Genomic DNA, 15,726 nt, shown 5'->3' with positions numbered 1-15,726 from the left:
ATTCCGTGGAGAACTCACCGGAAGCTGAAGTCGCCCGGAGCAGGCTGTCCGGCGGGCTGACGCCCGCGCGGATCGTGTTCCTGATGGTCGCGGCTGCCGCGCCGATGGCCGCGATGGTCGGCACGGTCCCGGTCGCCTCCGCGATCGGCGATGGGGTCGCGACGCCCGCGCTTTTCGTTTTCGCTGGCGTAGTGCTGCTTCTCTTCTCCGTCGGTTGCGCCGCGACGAGCCGCAAAGTCGTGAACACCGGCGCGTTTTACGCCTACATCGCGTGGGGAATCGGCAAATCCCCGGCAGTGGGCGCTACGCTGATCGCCGTCCTCGCGTACAACGCGATGGCGATCGGACTGATCGGGTCATTCGGCCACTTCTGTGCCCTGGCACTGCAGGAGGGATTCGGAATCCACGTGCCGTGGCAGGTGTGCTCCGCCGTCGTCTTGGCCGCGACCGCAGTGCTCGGCTATCGCAATGTCGACCTTAGCGCGGGTTCTCGCCACGCTGATGGTCGCCGAGATCGTCATCCTGCTCGTGCTCGACGACGTCTTCTCGCCGCGAAGGGACCCGCCGCCTTGCCCGCCGAGTCGTTCGCGTCACACCAGGTCCTCGCCGGCGGCTCGCTGGGGGTAGGACTGAGGTTCGCGTTCATTTCCTTCATCGGTTTCGCATCGGCGGCGCTCTACGGCGAGGAAGCGCGCGATTCGGCGCGAAGCGTCCCCCTCGCCACATACACGCGGTCATCACGATCTTCTACGGGTTCACCAGCTGGGTCGCGGTAGGCACCGTAGGCGAGGATCGGCTGCGGGAAGTCGCGGGCAAGGAGCTAGGCGAGCTTTTCTTCCGCCTCAGCACGCAGTACGTCCACCCGTTGCTCACCGAAGCGATGATGGTCATGCTGGTGACCAGCCTGTTCGCCTCGCTGCTGGCACTGCACAACGCGGCCAGCCGGTACATGTACGCGCTGGGCCGCGAGCGGATTCTCCCGAGCGCGCTGGGCAAAGCCCATGTGCGCCACCAGGCTCCGTCCCGGGTCAGCCAGGTCCAGTCCGCCGCCAGCCTGGTGGTGGGCGCGTTCGCCGCCGCCGGCGCGGACCCGTTCCTGAACCTGGCGAACACCATGCTCGGCCTAGGCACGATCGGCGTGATGGCGCTGCAAGCGACCGCGTCGTTCGCCGTCGCAGGTTTTTTCCTCCGCCGCCCAGACCGGCACTGGTGGCGGACCACGCTCGCGCCGCTCCTGGGCGGCCTGGGCCTGCTCACCGCCACGGTGCTGGTCGTCGTCAATTACCCCACGCTCACCGGATCGACTTCCCCGCTGATCAACGGATTGCCTTGCCTGCTCCCGCTCCTCGGCGGCGAAGGCGCGGCCTACGCCGGATGGCTGCGGAGGCCGGGTGCTACGCCGTGGCCAGTCCGAGGTCGACCAGTTGCCTCAGGCGCGCCGTTCCTCGCCGTCGGCCGCCCGTGGTTCGGGCATGGACATCCGCGGCGCGACGTCCTGGACTGCCACGCCTACGCCACGATCTCCGCGTTCACCGTCGTCGAGCGCGTGATCCGCATGCCGTTGTCCCGGGAGCGCGGCGGCTGCGACTGGGCGAAGCTGTTCGGTGGGGGCGGCGAACTTGGAGTCGCTCCGTTCGCCGCGGGAACCACCGTTGGCCAGATCGCCTCACACGTAACGGATGCCCAGGGCGACGACCGCAATTGTGACTGGTGCGCAGGAGGCAAGCCCCGACCCCGAGCAGGCGGCGGCGGTCCTGCGGTCGCAGGCCTGGGTACCGTGTCGGTCGGCCAGGCGGATCCCGAACGCGTTCCACACCTAGCCAAACGCGAGTACGAGGCGGATCGAGCGCGAGCGCACCGGAAATCCCGGATCGAACCGATCCAGCGCGCGGTTCGCGAACTGTTCGGCGCGACCGCCCGGGAAATCGAGTGCGCGTTCTGCCAGAGCACGGGCCATCGCGGTCGCGGCGGTGGCGCGGCTGCGGTCCTTGGCGACCCGCGACTGGGCTCAGTAGGCCGCCTGTCGTAGCTAGGTTAGTCCGTTTTGTCTGCTGAGCAGGTCGATCTTCTTATAGTCTGTTTCATTAGCGGCGCACTTCGGTGTTGAATACCGGGAAGGCGCGAGGGGCGGGACGGGGTTCTTGAACTCCGCAGGGGAGGAGCTTTCGTGCGTCGAAGACGCTTGCGCACTATCGGATGTGCTGTGCTGATCGCGACCAGTGTCTTGTCCGCAGGCACGGCTTGGGGAGCCGAGCGGCCGGTAGCGGCCGCCCGTTCGGGCGGTCTGGCAGAGGAGACAGCGCTGCTGGATCCGGCGGAACTGGTCTTGAAGATCGCGCAGACGCATCCCTACGAGATGGTGCGCACCTACGCATGGGTCGCGCTGCTCGGCGAACCTCAGGCGAAGTCGATCGCCGAGTTCCGGGCGCATGGCTATTACGAGGCGATGGAGCTCGCGAAGCAGAACGACGCGCGGAACCTCGATTTCGCGAAGCGGATCCGCGACACGACGTCGGCCGAGTTCTCTCCTGAAGTGAATGCGGCGGCGCTGCGTGCGATTGGCGGCACTCAGGTGGACCGGCAGCAGTTCGTCGATTCCGGATACGCAGCGGCGCTGGCGCGGGACAAGGCGGCCCGGGAAGAGTCCGGCAAGCAGGAAGAAGCGTTGCGGCAAGCGGACCGCGCGTTCGTCGAGACGCTCGCCAAGAGCGATCCCGGCAGACAGGTTCGGGTGCGGGCGGAGTGGGCGATCCGGGAGGGCGCGGCCAAGAGCGACCTGGTGGAGTTCTTCGCCTACGGCTGGGCCAGTGCCGCGCGGATCGATCTGGAGGGCTTCCTCATCCGCGCCGCCGACAATGAGGCGAAGTGGCGGGCCGGCATCCGCCGGTTGTTCGTCGAGGCGCAGGAAGCCGAGCAGGCGGCCAGCCACGCCGCGGAAGAATTTCGCGAGCAGGCGCGGAAAGCCGCGGCGCGAGCCTGGCGGGAGGCGGCCGACCAAGCGACTCCGGCGCGCACCGAGTGGCGCAATGCCGAGGACGCGGCTCGCGCACAGGCGGAGACCTGGCAGAAGGTCGTCGCCGCGGCGGCGGGTGCGACAGGACCGAACTGGGCGGCCATCGCCGATCCGGCGCACGATAACGAGCGGCGATGGGAAAGCGAACGGCAGTCCGCCGCCGCACAGACCGCGAACTGGACTTCCCTCTGGGAATTGGCGCAAGCCGGCGAAAAGCGAATGACGGACTAGTTGCCCGGCTGTGCGGTTGCCCTGTTTCTCCTTGTGTCTCTTCCGATTTTCCCGAATTCTTCGACGGGAGTACTCGTCATGTCTCGGTTGCGAAGATCGATGGTGGCCTTTCTCGCGGTGCTGCTGCTGGCCGGGCTGGTCCGGGCGATGCCGGCTGGCGCCGAGCAGGCGCGGGAGGGCGGCGCGTCGCGGGTGACGGGCGGGTCTCGGGCGGCACCGGCCTCGATGTGGCAGGGCTGGCAGTCGTTCGACGTGCCGGTGGACCCGTTCCTTCGGGACGTCGTCGCCGACTACGCCGAATTGGACGAGGACCCGGAGGTGCGCAAGGCCGCGCAGGCCGCGTTGGACGCATTCACCACCGCAGCGCTCGAAGCGTTCATGGCGACCGGAATCGACGAGGCGAAGACGCGAGCGAAGGACCGCAAGGCGGGAGTCGCCCGGCAGCACCGCAAACAGATCGAGGCCATGGCCGGAACCGGCGGCGCGATCTTCAACGCCGAGGTGGTGCGCGTCCTCGCAGGCACCGACGGGGACCGGGCTGATTTCCTCGCGTACGGCGCGCAAATCGCACGACAGCGAGACGAACAGGCACAACTGAACGCTGAAGCACGGCTGAAGCAGTTGCGCGACCGGGTGCGGTTGCTGGTGGCGACCGGCGGCCTGGAATTGCGCAAAGCCGCGCAGGCCGCGCTGGACGCTGGCGATGCAGCTATTGCGGACTTCTTCGCGAAGGGCGGCTATGAAGCCGCCGTCAATCGGGACGTGCAGGCTCGGTAAGCATTTCTGGAACAGCAACGGCAGCAACGCGAAGCGGCCGAAAAGCTTTCCGAGCTGGCGAAGCGGGCGAAGCAAGCTTGGGACGCGCGGCGAACTCTGCTGATCGCCCACGGCGACGGTGTCAACGCGTTGCAGCGCGCGGCGAACTCAATGACTCTGGCTGCGAACGAACCCCGGACAGCGGCGCAGATCCTGGCGGCCAACGAGGCAGGCGGGATGCATCCGCCGGAAGCGTTCAACGAGGTGAAGCGGGAGGTCGCACGCCAGGTCGAGAATACCCGGAAGGCGGTGACGGACGCGGAACAGGCTGCGATCGCAGCGCAGGCGCAGGCGGACATCCTGATCGGGATCGACCTGCCCTACGGCGCGCAATGGGCGCGGATGGCGCAGGGGATGCACCTGGCCGCGCAGGCGGCAACCGGTGCCGCGGAGACTGCTCAGCACACGATCGACGCCGCGGCCGCGACGGATGCGGCGCGGGACGCGCAGGAGAAAGCGGAGCGGCGCGCCGAGCAGGCCGCGAAGTGGCGGCAACAAGCAGAACAGCACGCGGCGGCGGCCACGCGGCTCGCGGAGGCTGCTCAGGCGGAGGCGAACGCGGCGAAGGACGCCGCGGCGCGTGCACGTGACGCGAGGATCGCGGCGGACCAGACCGCCAAGCAGGCATGGGCCGAGGCCGCGAAAGCACGGGCACAACGAGACATAGCGCAGCAGGAGGCGGGCAAAGCCGCCGAGGCAAGAAAACGCGCTGAGCAGGAACGAAACACCGCTGCTCAGCAACGGGCTGAGGCGGAGAAGCAAGCTTCACTGGCGAGAACCGCGCGCGGCAATGCCGAGCGGGAGGCCACTGTTGCCCACGACGCCCGATCGCGCGCGGAACGACATGAAGCTGACGCCAAGAAGGCGATAGAGACTGCGGAGGATGAAGAACGCAAAGCCGCCGCAGCTCGTGACGGCTCTATCGCCGCCGAACGAGGGCGGCAAGCTGCTGAGGCGAAGCGGCAGGCGTTAGAAGTGGCCGCTACGGCTGCACGGGGCAAGCCGTACGAGGCAGAGGCCAAGGCCGCTGCTGAAGGGGCCGGACAGGAAGCGATCGCTGCGACCAATGCGGCAACTCAGGCTCGCAACGAAGCCAACAACGCTACGTACGCCGCCGTACAAGCGCGTACGCACGCCACCGAGGCAGGGCGGGCGGCAGCCAGGGCACGGGCCGCCGCCAACGATGCTTGGTCGGCTTACGCACAAGCCGATGCAGCTGCGACCAAGGCAGAGGCACACGCCGCGAACGCGCATGCGTTAGCGATGCGCACCAACCAGAAGGCGGCTGAGGCTACTGCGAATGAGTTGCAGGCGGCTGAGCACGCCAGCGCCGCGGTACAGCTGTCCCAGCAGGCTTGCGGTAGAGGCGCAGCAGGCGTTGTTCGCCGCCGGGCGAACGAAGGCTGAAGCGGACGCGGCCGCTCAGGAAGCGGTGTCCGCTGCGACGCAGGCTGAAATGTCGATCCGCGCGGCGTCGGCGGCGAGGGCGTCTTCGAACGGGATAGCCCAGCCTGCCAACACCGCGATCACTGTCGTTGCGCCGTTCACTGGCCACGACCTCGACGCCGAGTTCGTTGCCGAGGTGGCTCGGCAGGCCGGGCTGGTCGGGGAGGAACAGGCGACGCAGGCCGAAGCCCGCGCTGCCGAGGCGCAGGAGGCTGCGCGCCTGGCACAGGAGGCGGCGAACAAGGCCGCAGCCGAGGTCAAACCCGCTTATGACGCGGCAGCGTCCTCCGCCCGTTCCGCGTCCGCTGCGGCCCGGTCGGCCGCCGAGGCGCAACGAGCCGCTGCCGACGCTGCGGCCGAAGGCGTACTGGCCCGAGCAGCAGCCGCGAGCGCCAACGACGCGGACCGGCAGGCGCGGGACGATGCCAGGCTGGCCAGAGACGCGGCCAACGCGGCTTGGGCGGACGCGACCATCGCTGGCCGAGCGGCCGACGCCGCCGAGCGAGACGCCAAGGCCGCGGACCAGGCGGCCAGCCGGGCCGAGTCGGACGCACTCGCCGCGAGGAAGGCCGCCGATCGGGCCGAAGCCGACGCCGCGGCAGCTCGCACGGCCGCCGAAAACGCGCGCAAAGATGCCGAACGTGCCGCCGAAGCGGCCCGGGACGCGGTCAGCCACGCCACCGAGGCCCAGCAGGCGGCGGACCGGGCCGAGGAACAGCGCCGCCGTGACGAGGAGGAACTCCGCCGTCGGCAGGCCCAGCAGGTCGGCGACTGTCTCGCCGAACTGACTCCCGAGCAGGTCGACGACCTGAACAGTTTCGACGAAGGTGCCGTCTCTGTCGCGGAGCACCGGAAGATCCGGCAGGAATGCGCCGGCGGCGGCGATGTGCTGTCCTATCTCGCCGAGGTCGGCGCGGATGTCCTGCTCGAAGTCATCGGGGTGAACGACGCCATCCGGTGCTTTGGCGACGGGAATGTCTCGGCATGCCTGTGGACGGTTGTGAACGTGCTGTCGCTGGCGACTATCTTCGCCAAACTTGCCCCGATCGGAAAGGCGATCGTCTCCGCTGTCAGCAATATTGGAAAATACCTCGCCAAATCCGAGCGCATTCAGAAGATCGCGGCGAAAGTCGAGTCCGTCATTCAGCGGGTGCGGAAAGTGTGCAAAGTCCGGCCGCCGGTGCCGGCGACAGCCGGAGCCGGCAGCGCCGCCGTGGCGGGTGCGCACGCGATGTCGGGGTGGCTGTGCGACCCGCTGCCGAATCTGACTCCGGAAACCCTGGCGGAGGAACTCGCGGTGGCCGCGCGACTGGGCGTCCGGCCGGTTACTGTGGGCACCGCGGAGTTCGATGCACTGGTCGCGGAAGGCGGGATCATGAAGTGGGTGGTCTTGCAGGACGGAAAGCTTGTCGTGGTGCCCAAGTCGGTGGGTGGTGAAGAGATCAAGCACACTGTCGCGAGCCGCGGCCAGGATGTCGCGTCCGCTGGCGAGGTGAAAGTGACGGGGTCGGCTCGGGACGGCTATACCGGCGATTTCATCAACCTCGACAGCGGGCACTATCAGCCGTATCGGGCCGGTTCCCTGGGGCGGGCTTATCTGCGCATCGGCAAAGACGCGTTCGCTGAGTTCGGGGTATTCTTCCGATGATCCCAGCTCAAGCGGAGTTGCGGGGACTGGGGTTTCGGGAACTGGCGGCCAAGCTGGCGGCCGCTCGTCTGACCGATCCGCCGCGAGGCGAACCCGCGGACCCGAACGCTTACTACTATGACTGGTATCTCGCAATCAGGTGGTTCACCGAAAAATTTGTCGAGACCTGCTGTGAACTGACCGATGCCGAATGGCCGCGGTACTCCGCGTTGGCCGACGAACTCTTCCGAGCAGCCGCCGAATTCAGTGGAATAGAACGATGGAAACTGTATTTCGACCAGTTTCGGCTCTCCGCGGCGCTGCTGATGCGAGTGCCGCCGCGGCCGGATGTTCCGGTGCTCGACCCGGACCGGCTGCTGAAGGACTATTTGTCGGTGCTTTCGATATCGCCGGAGGAAGCGGCGCGCAGGAAGGCCAGGCGCCGCGAGCTCAGGAAGGCGGAGGAACAACAGCTGTGGGAAACGAGCTGGCTGATGTCGCAAATCAAATTCGTCGAGCACCTCTTCTCCGAATCGCCCGAGCTGGATGAATACCGCAAATGGAGGCAGCTGTGGCCGGAACCGCCGCGCTGACGAAAGAAAGATCGAGGAACGCCGATGACAGCGACTAAGAGACCGGACGGCGACAGACTGGCGCGAAGACGAGGGCGGATCACCGTGCTCCCCGCGGTGGCCGCCGTGCTCGCGTCGGGGCTCGCCGGACCGGCGGTGGCGGCGGGGCGGGCCCCGGCCGCTGTCGTGAAAGCACCCGCGATCGCCGCGGCGGGCTCGGCGGAGAAGATCAAAGTGCTCGGCGAGATGAGCATGCTGGACGACGCGAGCAGGCTGCTTCCCTTGAGCGACTGCAGCTTCACCACCGAGGTGGGAAAACGCGCGCTGGCCGTGGGGAAGAACGCGGTAGCCGGAACCGCTCGGCTGGCCTGGACCGACGGGGACAGCGCCTGCGCCCGGTGGATCCAAGAGCTGTTCTTCCACGCGCTGCGGTCAGACCAAGAAAGCGAGTGGAGAACGCTCACGCTGAAGCAGTACGCCGCTGAAGTGGTGGGGCTGAACGCCACGCAGCAGATGCTGGCGTTGGGCGTGAAGAACTTCGTGTTCGAGGTCTACAACTGGGCGGTATCGTCGGGGCAGCCGAAGGTGAAGGCGGCCGCGTTGGCTGCCTACCGGAGTGCGGAAGCCGACCAGTTGGCTTTTCTCGACGCGGGGGTCGTCGAGGCGCACAACGAAGACGTGCAAGCCAAAATCGATCAGGATGAGCAGAAGGACGAGGAACAGAAAAAGCTGGAAAAGTCGCGCGCGGCGAAGCGGAACGCGTTGAGCGTAGTTCGCGTCACGCCGACCGACGAGCTGATCAACCTGCCCGATCAGCAGTTCGTCTCGGAAATCGTGCGTCGAGCCGAGCGGGACACCAAGGTCTACGCGGCGGCGCTGACCGCGGTGCTGAGCGAGGATCCAGCGGCGTGGAAGGAGTTCATCAGCTCCGGCATCTACCGGGCACGCGACGCCGACCTGCACCGGGACGCGCAGCAGCGAGCGGAAGAGGATCGCCGCCGGGCACTGGAGATCAGAACGAAAGCGGCGCAGAGCCTCGTGCACCCGGCGCTGGTCGCGGAGGCGGACGCGGCGCTGGCGGGCGGTCCCGCGGAGGTCGGCGACTTCCTGATCTACGGGCAGTACCAGGCCCTGTCCCAATCGATCGAGTCCGGCGCGGCGGGCGAGCGCGGGAAGTACCTCAACGGCGCCGCCGGTTCCGTGTGGCTCGGTCCCAGCGAGCCGGGATCGGCGGGCGGCGCGACCTGGACGATCCGGGCCGGCCTCGCTGATCCTGGCTGCCATTCGTTCGAAATGCCCGGGAGCCTGAACACCTACCTGATCCCCGCGGTCGAGGGGCTGAGCCCGAACGGCAACCCGCTGGCTTCGGGTTTGACTGTGGCGCCGAGCGACGGCAGCGACGCGTTCCGCCGGAAGGCCACCTGGTGCGTCGAGCAGCGTTCGGCGGAGGTGCTGGCCCTCAGGTCGCTGGCTTACCCGAAATACTATCTGCGGCGGGCGGGTTCGGCGGTCGGGCTCGGCAGGAACGGGCCGGAATGCGAAGCGACCGAAGTGCCGAAACCAGGCCAGCTTCCGCCGACGATCTGCCAGCGGATGTGGGCTTCCGCCGGTTTCGCCGCCGAGACCGTGTGGCGCGTCGGCGTGCCGAACCCGCCCGACACGTCCTCGCCCATCGCCCAGCGGTTGCTGAACGACGACGGACTTCGCGCCCGGGTGGGCGATCCGGTGGGCGCGGAGCAGGCGGACGGCCCGGTGCGGTGGCGCGACTACCAGCACGCCCGGTTGTACTGGCGTGCCGACACCGGCGTGCACGAGGTGCGCGACCAGATCCTGGACGTGTACCTGAACCGCTTCGGCGGTCACCGGTTCGCGAATTTCGGTCCGCCGGTCAACGACCAGAGCGTCACCCCGGACGGCATCGGCCGGTACAGCCATTTCGTCAACGGCGGCTCGATCTACTGGACCCCGAACACCGGTGCGTACGGCGTGTGGGGCTCGATCCGCGCCAAGTGGGCGGAACTGGGCTGGGAGCGGTCGTTCCTCGGCTATCCGATCAGCGACGAGCACGACATCCCCGGAGGACGGCGCAGCACCTTCCAAGGCGGCTGGATCGACTGGATCGCCAACCCCGGCCGGATCGTGGTCTGCACTGGTTCGCCCGAAACCTCGACGTCGTGCAAGACTCCTGTTTGACCGCTTTTCGGCGAGACCCGACGGGGGTCGCCGGGTCTCGCCGAACAGCGCGAGCGAGCGGTCGTCGATTCGCACGCACGGTGCCGCGCCGGCGACCAGACCGGAGGCCGGGACCGCCGGAAGAGGCGGAACGCAGCGGATTTCGGGGTCGGCGGGGCTGAACGACATGCGATAGCGGGGAGCGGCGGTCGCATGGTTCTGTTGATATCGTCCTGAGTCCTTGCAGCCGAGTGCGAGGGCACCGCCCCAGACTCGCCGACGGAGCTGTCGTGGTCGGCTTGACCAGAACGGCCTGACCCCCTGCTTCCACATCCAGGGACATCGCGAGCGGTCTCGGCTGCTGAGTGGCGGCTCTGAGCCGGATTTTGTTGAGAACCGCACGTCAGTCAGGGTTGGTAATGGTCAATAATTGCGGGCGAACGCGTTTAAGGATTGACGAACTGGGTCTGGTCGTTTCGACACTCACTAGTCACCCGACATCGCTGAACCTCGCCGCTGACCCCTCCAACGGCAGCGCGAGCCCGTTCACCAAATAGCTGATCATCCGGTAAAACCCGGCCAGCATCAGCAGTTCCAGCAGGGCCTCGTCGGAGTGGCGGCGGGCGAGTTCAGCCCACAGGTCGTCGTCCACGGTCGCGCTCTCGTGCAGAGCGTCGCACAGGCGGATCAGCACCCGGTCGTCCTCGCTGTCCCAGCACGGGTCGTCCGGGCCGCCGAACGTGAGCGACCGGATCTGCTCCGGCGTCAGCCCTGCCTTGGCCGCGTAGACCGCGACGTGGACGCCCCACTCGTACTCCGCGCCGCATCGGGCGGTCGTTCGGTCGATGACGATTTCACGCTCGCGGATCGTGAGGTTTCCGCGGTCGAGGAGGCCGGAGCTGAAAAGTTTGAAAAACAGCCGACGGTCCCGCGCGAGCGTGGTGAACAGCTGCAACGGCGGGTTGCCGCGCATCACCTCGGCGATGGCCGTCGCGATGTCGTCGGGCAGCGGCTCCGGCGCGGGTGCCACCCGGCCGCTATAAAATTCGAAGCTTGTCATGGTCGCATCGTAGGCGCAGATGCTACGATTTTTGAAGCATGAGCATTCCCCGACCTGGCAGTCCGGCCCGCGGTTCGTCGACAGGGCGGCCGCTCATGGTCGCGCTCGACGTCCTCGGCCGCCGGGGCGCCTTGCGGATCCTCTGGGAACTGCGCGACCGGCAGTTGACCTTCCGGGCGTTGCAACAGGCCTGTGAAACCAACCCCGGTCTGCTCAACACTCGGCTCAAGGAACTGCGGGCCCTGCGGATCGTCGACCACGCCGACGGCGGCTACCTGTTGACAGCGCATGGCACCTCGCTCGTGCGGGCGCTGCGCCCCTTGAACGGCTGGGCGGCCGCCTGGGCCGACGCCATCGCGCACGATGAACCCGGCGACCCTGCCCCGTGAAACGCCGAGTGGCCCACGTTCTAGGAGCCAGCACCCGCTCGTCGCGACGTGCGGGTGCTGGCGGCGGCAAGCAGTGCGAAGGCGAGTAGGACGAGCAGGCCGACGCGCAGGCCGCTGAGCTGAGCGAGCGCACCGGCGAGCAGGGGTCCGGCGATCTGGCCTAGACCGGCGACGGTGAGGATCTGGCCCAGCGCTTGATCCGCGGTACGGGGGCTGGCCGCGACGTGCAGGGCCGCGGCCAGCGGGAACGTGCCCCCGATCCCGACGCCGGTGACCACCAGGCCGACGGTGGCCAGCACTGGACCGTGGGCAGCGAGCAGGATCGGGGCGCCGACCAGTGCGGTGGCCAGCGACAGCCGCAGGACCGCCGTCGTGGACAGGTGCCGGGCGAGCCTGCTGGCCAGCAGGCGGCCAGCGAGGTTGGCGGCGTAGAGGGCGCTGACCAGGGCGACGGCGGTGTCCTGGCCGATACCGACGTCGTCGTGCAGGTAGCTCGCGGCCCAGAAGCTGGTCGTGAACTCCAGGGCGACCACCGCGGCGATGGCGGTCAGGGTCCGCAGCGGCGTCGGACCCGGCACAGCATCGGCGTGCGCGGTGTCGGGTATGTCTGGTGCCGGAGTGGCGCGGGGTATGCGGGTGAGGCGCAGTGCGATTGCCGCGGCGGCGACCAGGGCGGCGGCGATGACGAAGGAGAATTGCCAGCCGAGGGCGGTGACGGCGCAGGCGCTGATGAGGGCGGGAGTGAGGATGCCGGCCAGGCTGACGGCGACTTCGCCTTCGGTCATCGCGACGGCGCGGTGACGGTGGTGCAGATCGGCCAGCACAGCCCAGATGCGGATGAGAGCGGCGGTGGCGAACGCGCTCAGCAGGAAGGCCGCTGTCATCGTCGCCGCGAATGCCCGGGCGTAGCCGAGGACCACTCCGGCGGCGGTCGCGGCGAGAAGGCCGGTGATGATCATGGGCCGCCGCGGCGCGTGGGAGCGGCTGGCATGGATGCCCGCGGCCATGCCCCCGAGGGAGAACGCGACCTGGTGCAGCGCGCCGGCGAGGTAGGAGGTGTGCTGGATTTCCCGCAGGTAGGGCAACGCTGGGCCGAGTGCGGCGTTGAGGATGCCGAAGGCGAACAGCGCCGCGAACGCCGTCCACGTCGCGGCGTCACGCCGGTAGCTCGCCGTCTCCGGTTCGGCGGAAGCGGTTCGGCCGCGGCGGCTCATCGGGACACCCGGCTGCGGCTGGCCCAGCGCGCGAGCATCTCGGCGTCCATGACGCGGTCGAACACCGACAGCCCGACGCCGATCAGCGACGCGTCCGGCCCCGACCGCGCGGCGACGATGCTCGGCGGCGGGTCGCGGTGCACTGCCATCAGCCCGTTGTGCACGGCGCGCTCGAACTCGCCCGGAGCCGAGTCGCGCAGCGGTGCGGCGAGGCCGCCGAGGGTGACGAGGTCTGGGTCGAGGGCGTTGATCAGTCCGGCGATCCCGCGGCCGAGGTCGGCGGCCAGTGCGGTGCGGATCCTCCGGACATCCGGTGCGGGGGCCGGGTCGGTGTAGAGACTGTGCAGCCACGCGCGCGGATCGTCTCCGACCGGCTGATGGGCGCCTCGGGCGACCGCCGGCACGTCGAAGGCGACGGTCCAGCAGCCGCGAGCGCCGCACGGGCATTCGGCGGCCGGGTCGCCGAGGGGCAGGTGCCCGAATTCGCCGTGCAGCCCGCGGGCGCTGGGCGCGGGCTGGCCGCCGACGACGAAGGCGCCGCCGATACCGACTTCGACCACCACGTGCAGCAGCGTGTACGGGGGCGGGGTATGCAACCGGGCTTCGGCCACCGCGGCCATCGTCGCGTCATTGCCGACGACGAGCGGCACGTCCGGGTCGGGTGCGACGCGGGTGACCTGCAGGTCGTACCAGCCGAGCATGGTCGCTTGCACCAGCCGGTCCTCGGCCACCGGGCCGGGCACCGCGACCCCGATCCCGGCGACCCGGTCGCCGAGCGACGTGGCGAGCGGCGCGATCCGCGCGGCCAGTCGGGTGAGCAGTGCCTGCGGGGCGGTGCCGTCATGCCGGCCGGCGGCCGTGATGGCGACCTCGCCAGCCAGGTCGCAGGTCCCGATGCGCCAGTCGCCGTGCCGCAGGTCCACCACCACTGCCAGCGGGCCGGACGGATGGGCGTGCACGGTGGTCGTCGGCCGCCCTGGACCGCTCGACGGCGCGCGGCGTTCGACGATCAACTCGGCGCGGGTGAGTCGTTTGACCAGGTCGGAGGTGGGACCGCTGTCCAGGCCGAGATGCTGGCCCAACTGGGGCCGGGTCAGCCGGGTTTCGCGGCGCAGCACCGCGAGCGCGTCGGCGGCGGAACGCCAGTGCCGTGCCTGCGCGGAGGTCATGACAGCTCAATATACTCGTTCAGCGAGGATATTCCAGCGCGGTCAAGGCCAGGGAAGCTCGCCCGGCTGATGACCTGCGTCGTCTCGTGAAACGAGCGGTTCCCGGCGGACAGCTGCCACGACGACGGCGAATGTGCAGACCGCGGCCGGGTTGCGAGCCTGGGCAACAGCGAACTCGCGGGGCAGAACCGTTTGCTTGCCGGGACGTGTCGAAACCGCCGTGGCCCGTTCGTAGAGGAAGTGACAGTCCGGCAGCGGGCCGGGCGGCGCGGAGAGGACATCCCCATGGCTGACACGACCAAACGCGAAACCAAGCCGTTGCGGTTCGGGGTGGTCGCGCCGATTTCTTCCGACCTGCCGGCCTGGCGCGACCAGCTGCGTGGCCTGGCGGACAGCGGCTATTCGACGATCTTGATGCCCCACGTGCCGCAGTGGCAGCCTGCGCCGGGTCCTGCGCTCGCTACGGCCGCGGCGGTCACCGACCTGCGAGTGGGCACCTGGGTGTACGCCTCTCCTGTCCGCCCGGCGTGGAGCACGGCGTGGGAGGCGCACTCGTTGTCGGTGGTCACCGAAGGGGCGTTTCGAAATGGACATCGGGACGGGCCGTCCGGGGATCGCCGTCCAGCTCCGCGAGCTTGGCCTGCCGGTCACTCCTGCGAGCCGGCGGTTGGACCAGGTGCGTGAGGTCGTCACTGCCTTGAGGGAACTGGACGGTCCGGACCTGCACACGCCGGTCGTCATAGCCGCGGGCGGCCCGGAATCGCTGGCGCTCGCTGCGGAGGTCGCCGACACGGTGACTTTCGTGATGCCGCAGATCGAGACCCGGGAGCAGACCATGCAGCGGGTGCGGCAGTTCGACAACCGGCGTGGTCTCGAACTGGCGTTGCACGTGCCCGTGATCGGTGATTCTGTGGCCGCGTTCATGGCCGGGCCCGATACAGATGTCGCCGCAGTTCGAGCGGCGGACTCGGTGGCGTTCCTCCGCAGCGATCCCGCGGCCGCGGCTGAGGAAATCCCGCGGCGGCGCGAGGAAATGGGCTTCTCTTACTTCAGGGGATCGCCGACGTCATGGGCCGGGTTCTGGACGCCCCGGTCGCCGCCCCGGACGAGGTCGACCCTGCCAGCCTCGCTGCCTGCGACCTCGTGGGGTTCGGCTCGGGGATCTTCCCGGGCTCCTTCCACCCGCAGTTGCGCGCGTTCGTCCGGTCGCTGCCGCAGGCGCGACGGGGCGCGGTGTTCGTGTTCGCCACCTGCGCGAGTTTCATGCAGCACGCCCGTAGTCGCACCGGGTACTCCAGTATTCGTGCGTGTGGTCGGCCTGGGCGGGAGCCGCGGCAACACAGGCGAGCGCCGCGATCAAGCCCGCGGTGGCAATGATTGCCGCCGCCTGGCCGCGTGAGGTGGTCAGTGAGTCTGTCATCGGATCTCCGATCAGGCGTAGTGCGTGAGACTGGGCTTCTTGCCGGCCCGAGGGCTCCGAGCGGGTCCGCCGCCGTCTCCAGGATCGGCGCATCTGCGGCTGCCCGGGCAGCTTCTGCGGTCACAGCGGCCGTTGAACACCGCCGAGGCGGGTCGGGAGGCGGACTCGCGCCCCGGCTGCGGCAAGACGGGCGCGGGGCGGCCATGACGGCGGCCCCGTGCTCCATCGGTCCGCGTGCCGTGTCAGCAGTCGAGGTATTTGCTCGCGATCCAGTACAGACTGTTGTAATCGGGGCCCCACAGATGGCCCTCAGACCAGTTTCCGCTGCGCCCGACGACGTCGAAGCCCTGTCCCTTGTTGACTGTGCCGCGGCTGGGGAAGGTGATACCGGGCCCTGTGCGGAAGTTGACGTTGTAGCCGTTGACGAAGCACACCTGGGTTGGCTTCGCGTGGTCGACGACGGCAGTTGGGGCGGTTTGCGGGGCGGCGGACGCGGCGGCCGGGGCCGCGGCGAGGCCGAGCCCGGCGATGGCTGCTGCGCCGGCGATCCAGGCCGCTGCGCGGCTGCGGGAGATCTTCGAGGACGTGGACACGGTT

The 15,726-nt window shown here is 68.9% G+C and carries 14 protein-coding genes; 10 read left to right on the top strand and 4 right to left on the bottom strand.

Going from position 1 to position 15,726, the window contains the following annotated elements; all coding sequences use genetic code 11:
* Positions 1-5: 5 nt before the first annotated feature.
* The 8 genes from F9C11_RS29785 to F9C11_RS29750 all read left to right on the top strand — a co-directional run bounded on the left by F9C11_RS29785 (position 6) and on the right by F9C11_RS29750 (position 9,898).
* Positions 6-776 carry a hypothetical protein gene (locus F9C11_RS29785; RefSeq protein ID WP_409180666.1) on the top strand — a complete coding sequence of 257 codons (771 nt, stop codon included), beginning with the start codon at positions 6-8 and terminating at the stop codon, positions 774-776.
* Positions 665-2,029 (top strand): APC family permease, encoded by a 1,365-nt coding sequence (locus F9C11_RS29780; RefSeq protein ID WP_409187002.1) that lies wholly within the window; start codon positions 665-667, stop codon positions 2,027-2,029. The genes F9C11_RS29785 and F9C11_RS29780 overlap by 112 nt, the downstream gene beginning before the upstream one ends.
* A 174-nt stretch (positions 2,030-2,203) precedes the next feature.
* Positions 2,204-3,244 carry a hypothetical protein gene (locus tag F9C11_RS29775; protein ID WP_409180665.1) on the top strand — a complete coding sequence of 347 codons (1,041 nt, stop codon included), beginning with the start codon at positions 2,204-2,206 and terminating at the stop codon, positions 3,242-3,244.
* Positions 3,245-3,322: 78 nt separating this feature from the next.
* The gene (locus F9C11_RS29770) at positions 3,323-4,021 is read left to right on the top strand and encodes an ALF repeat-containing protein (RefSeq protein WP_409180664.1); all 699 of its coding nucleotides are present in this window, start codon (positions 3,323-3,325) and stop codon (positions 4,019-4,021) included.
* A 150-nt stretch (positions 4,022-4,171) separates the two neighbouring features.
* Positions 4,172-5,467: a hypothetical protein gene (locus tag F9C11_RS29765; protein ID WP_409180663.1), complete on the top strand. Its 1,296-nt coding sequence runs from the start codon at positions 4,172-4,174 to the stop codon at positions 5,465-5,467.
* Positions 5,439-7,154, top strand: a complete 1,716-nt coding sequence (locus F9C11_RS29760; RefSeq protein WP_409180662.1) for a hypothetical protein — start codon at positions 5,439-5,441, stop codon at positions 7,152-7,154. The genes F9C11_RS29765 and F9C11_RS29760 overlap by 29 nt, the downstream gene beginning before the upstream one ends.
* Entirely contained in the window at positions 7,151-7,726 is a 576-nt protein-coding gene (locus tag F9C11_RS29755; RefSeq protein ID WP_409180661.1) for a hypothetical protein, read from the top strand. The genes F9C11_RS29760 and F9C11_RS29755 overlap by 4 nt, the downstream gene beginning before the upstream one ends.
* Positions 7,727-7,750: 24 nt before the next feature.
* Complete coding sequence (locus F9C11_RS29750) at positions 7,751-9,898, top strand: AbfB domain-containing protein (RefSeq protein WP_409180660.1); 2,148 nt, start codon at positions 7,751-7,753, stop codon at positions 9,896-9,898.
* 469 nt (positions 9,899-10,367) lie between these two features.
* On the opposite strand, the gene F9C11_RS29745 is transcribed toward F9C11_RS29750, so the two are convergent.
* Positions 10,368-10,937 carry a carboxymuconolactone decarboxylase family protein gene (locus F9C11_RS29745; protein WP_409180659.1) on the bottom strand — a complete coding sequence of 190 codons (570 nt, stop codon included), beginning with the start codon at positions 10,935-10,937 and terminating at the stop codon, positions 10,368-10,370.
* A gap of 95 nt (positions 10,938-11,032) precedes the next feature.
* Here F9C11_RS29745 and F9C11_RS29740 point away from each other — a divergent pair, with 95 nt between their 5' ends.
* Positions 11,033-11,326 carry a winged helix-turn-helix transcriptional regulator gene (locus F9C11_RS29740; RefSeq protein WP_409180658.1) on the top strand — a complete coding sequence of 98 codons (294 nt, stop codon included), beginning with the start codon at positions 11,033-11,035 and terminating at the stop codon, positions 11,324-11,326.
* 20 nt (positions 11,327-11,346) lie between these two features.
* Here the strand turns inward: F9C11_RS29740 and F9C11_RS29735 are convergent, their stop codons facing one another.
* Positions 11,347-12,540 (bottom strand): MFS transporter, encoded by a 1,194-nt coding sequence (locus F9C11_RS29735; protein ID WP_409180657.1) that lies wholly within the window; start codon positions 12,538-12,540, stop codon positions 11,347-11,349.
* On the bottom strand, positions 12,537-13,709 hold the full coding sequence (locus F9C11_RS29730) for an ROK family protein (protein ID WP_409180656.1): 1,173 nt from the start codon (positions 13,707-13,709) through the stop codon (positions 12,537-12,539). The genes F9C11_RS29735 and F9C11_RS29730 overlap by 4 nt, the downstream gene beginning before the upstream one ends.
* Positions 13,710-14,295: 586 nt before the next feature.
* Between F9C11_RS29730 and F9C11_RS29725 the strand changes: the two genes are divergently transcribed.
* On the top strand, positions 14,296-15,108 hold the full coding sequence (locus tag F9C11_RS29725; RefSeq protein WP_409180655.1) for an LLM class flavin-dependent oxidoreductase: 813 nt from the start codon (positions 14,296-14,298) through the stop codon (positions 15,106-15,108).
* A gap of 263 nt (positions 15,109-15,371) precedes the next feature.
* On the opposite strand, the gene F9C11_RS29720 is transcribed toward F9C11_RS29725, so the two are convergent.
* On the bottom strand, positions 15,372-15,722 hold the full coding sequence (locus F9C11_RS29720) for a hypothetical protein (protein ID WP_409180654.1): 351 nt from the start codon (positions 15,720-15,722) through the stop codon (positions 15,372-15,374).
* Positions 15,723-15,726 lie beyond the last annotated feature (4 nt).

The organism is Amycolatopsis sp. VS8301801F10, assembly GCF_046195355.1.
Taxonomy (GTDB): domain Bacteria; phylum Actinomycetota; class Actinomycetes; order Mycobacteriales; family Pseudonocardiaceae; genus Amycolatopsis.
Note: the sequence above shows the minus strand (reverse complement) of the source record. Positions and strands in the feature narration are given on the sequence as shown.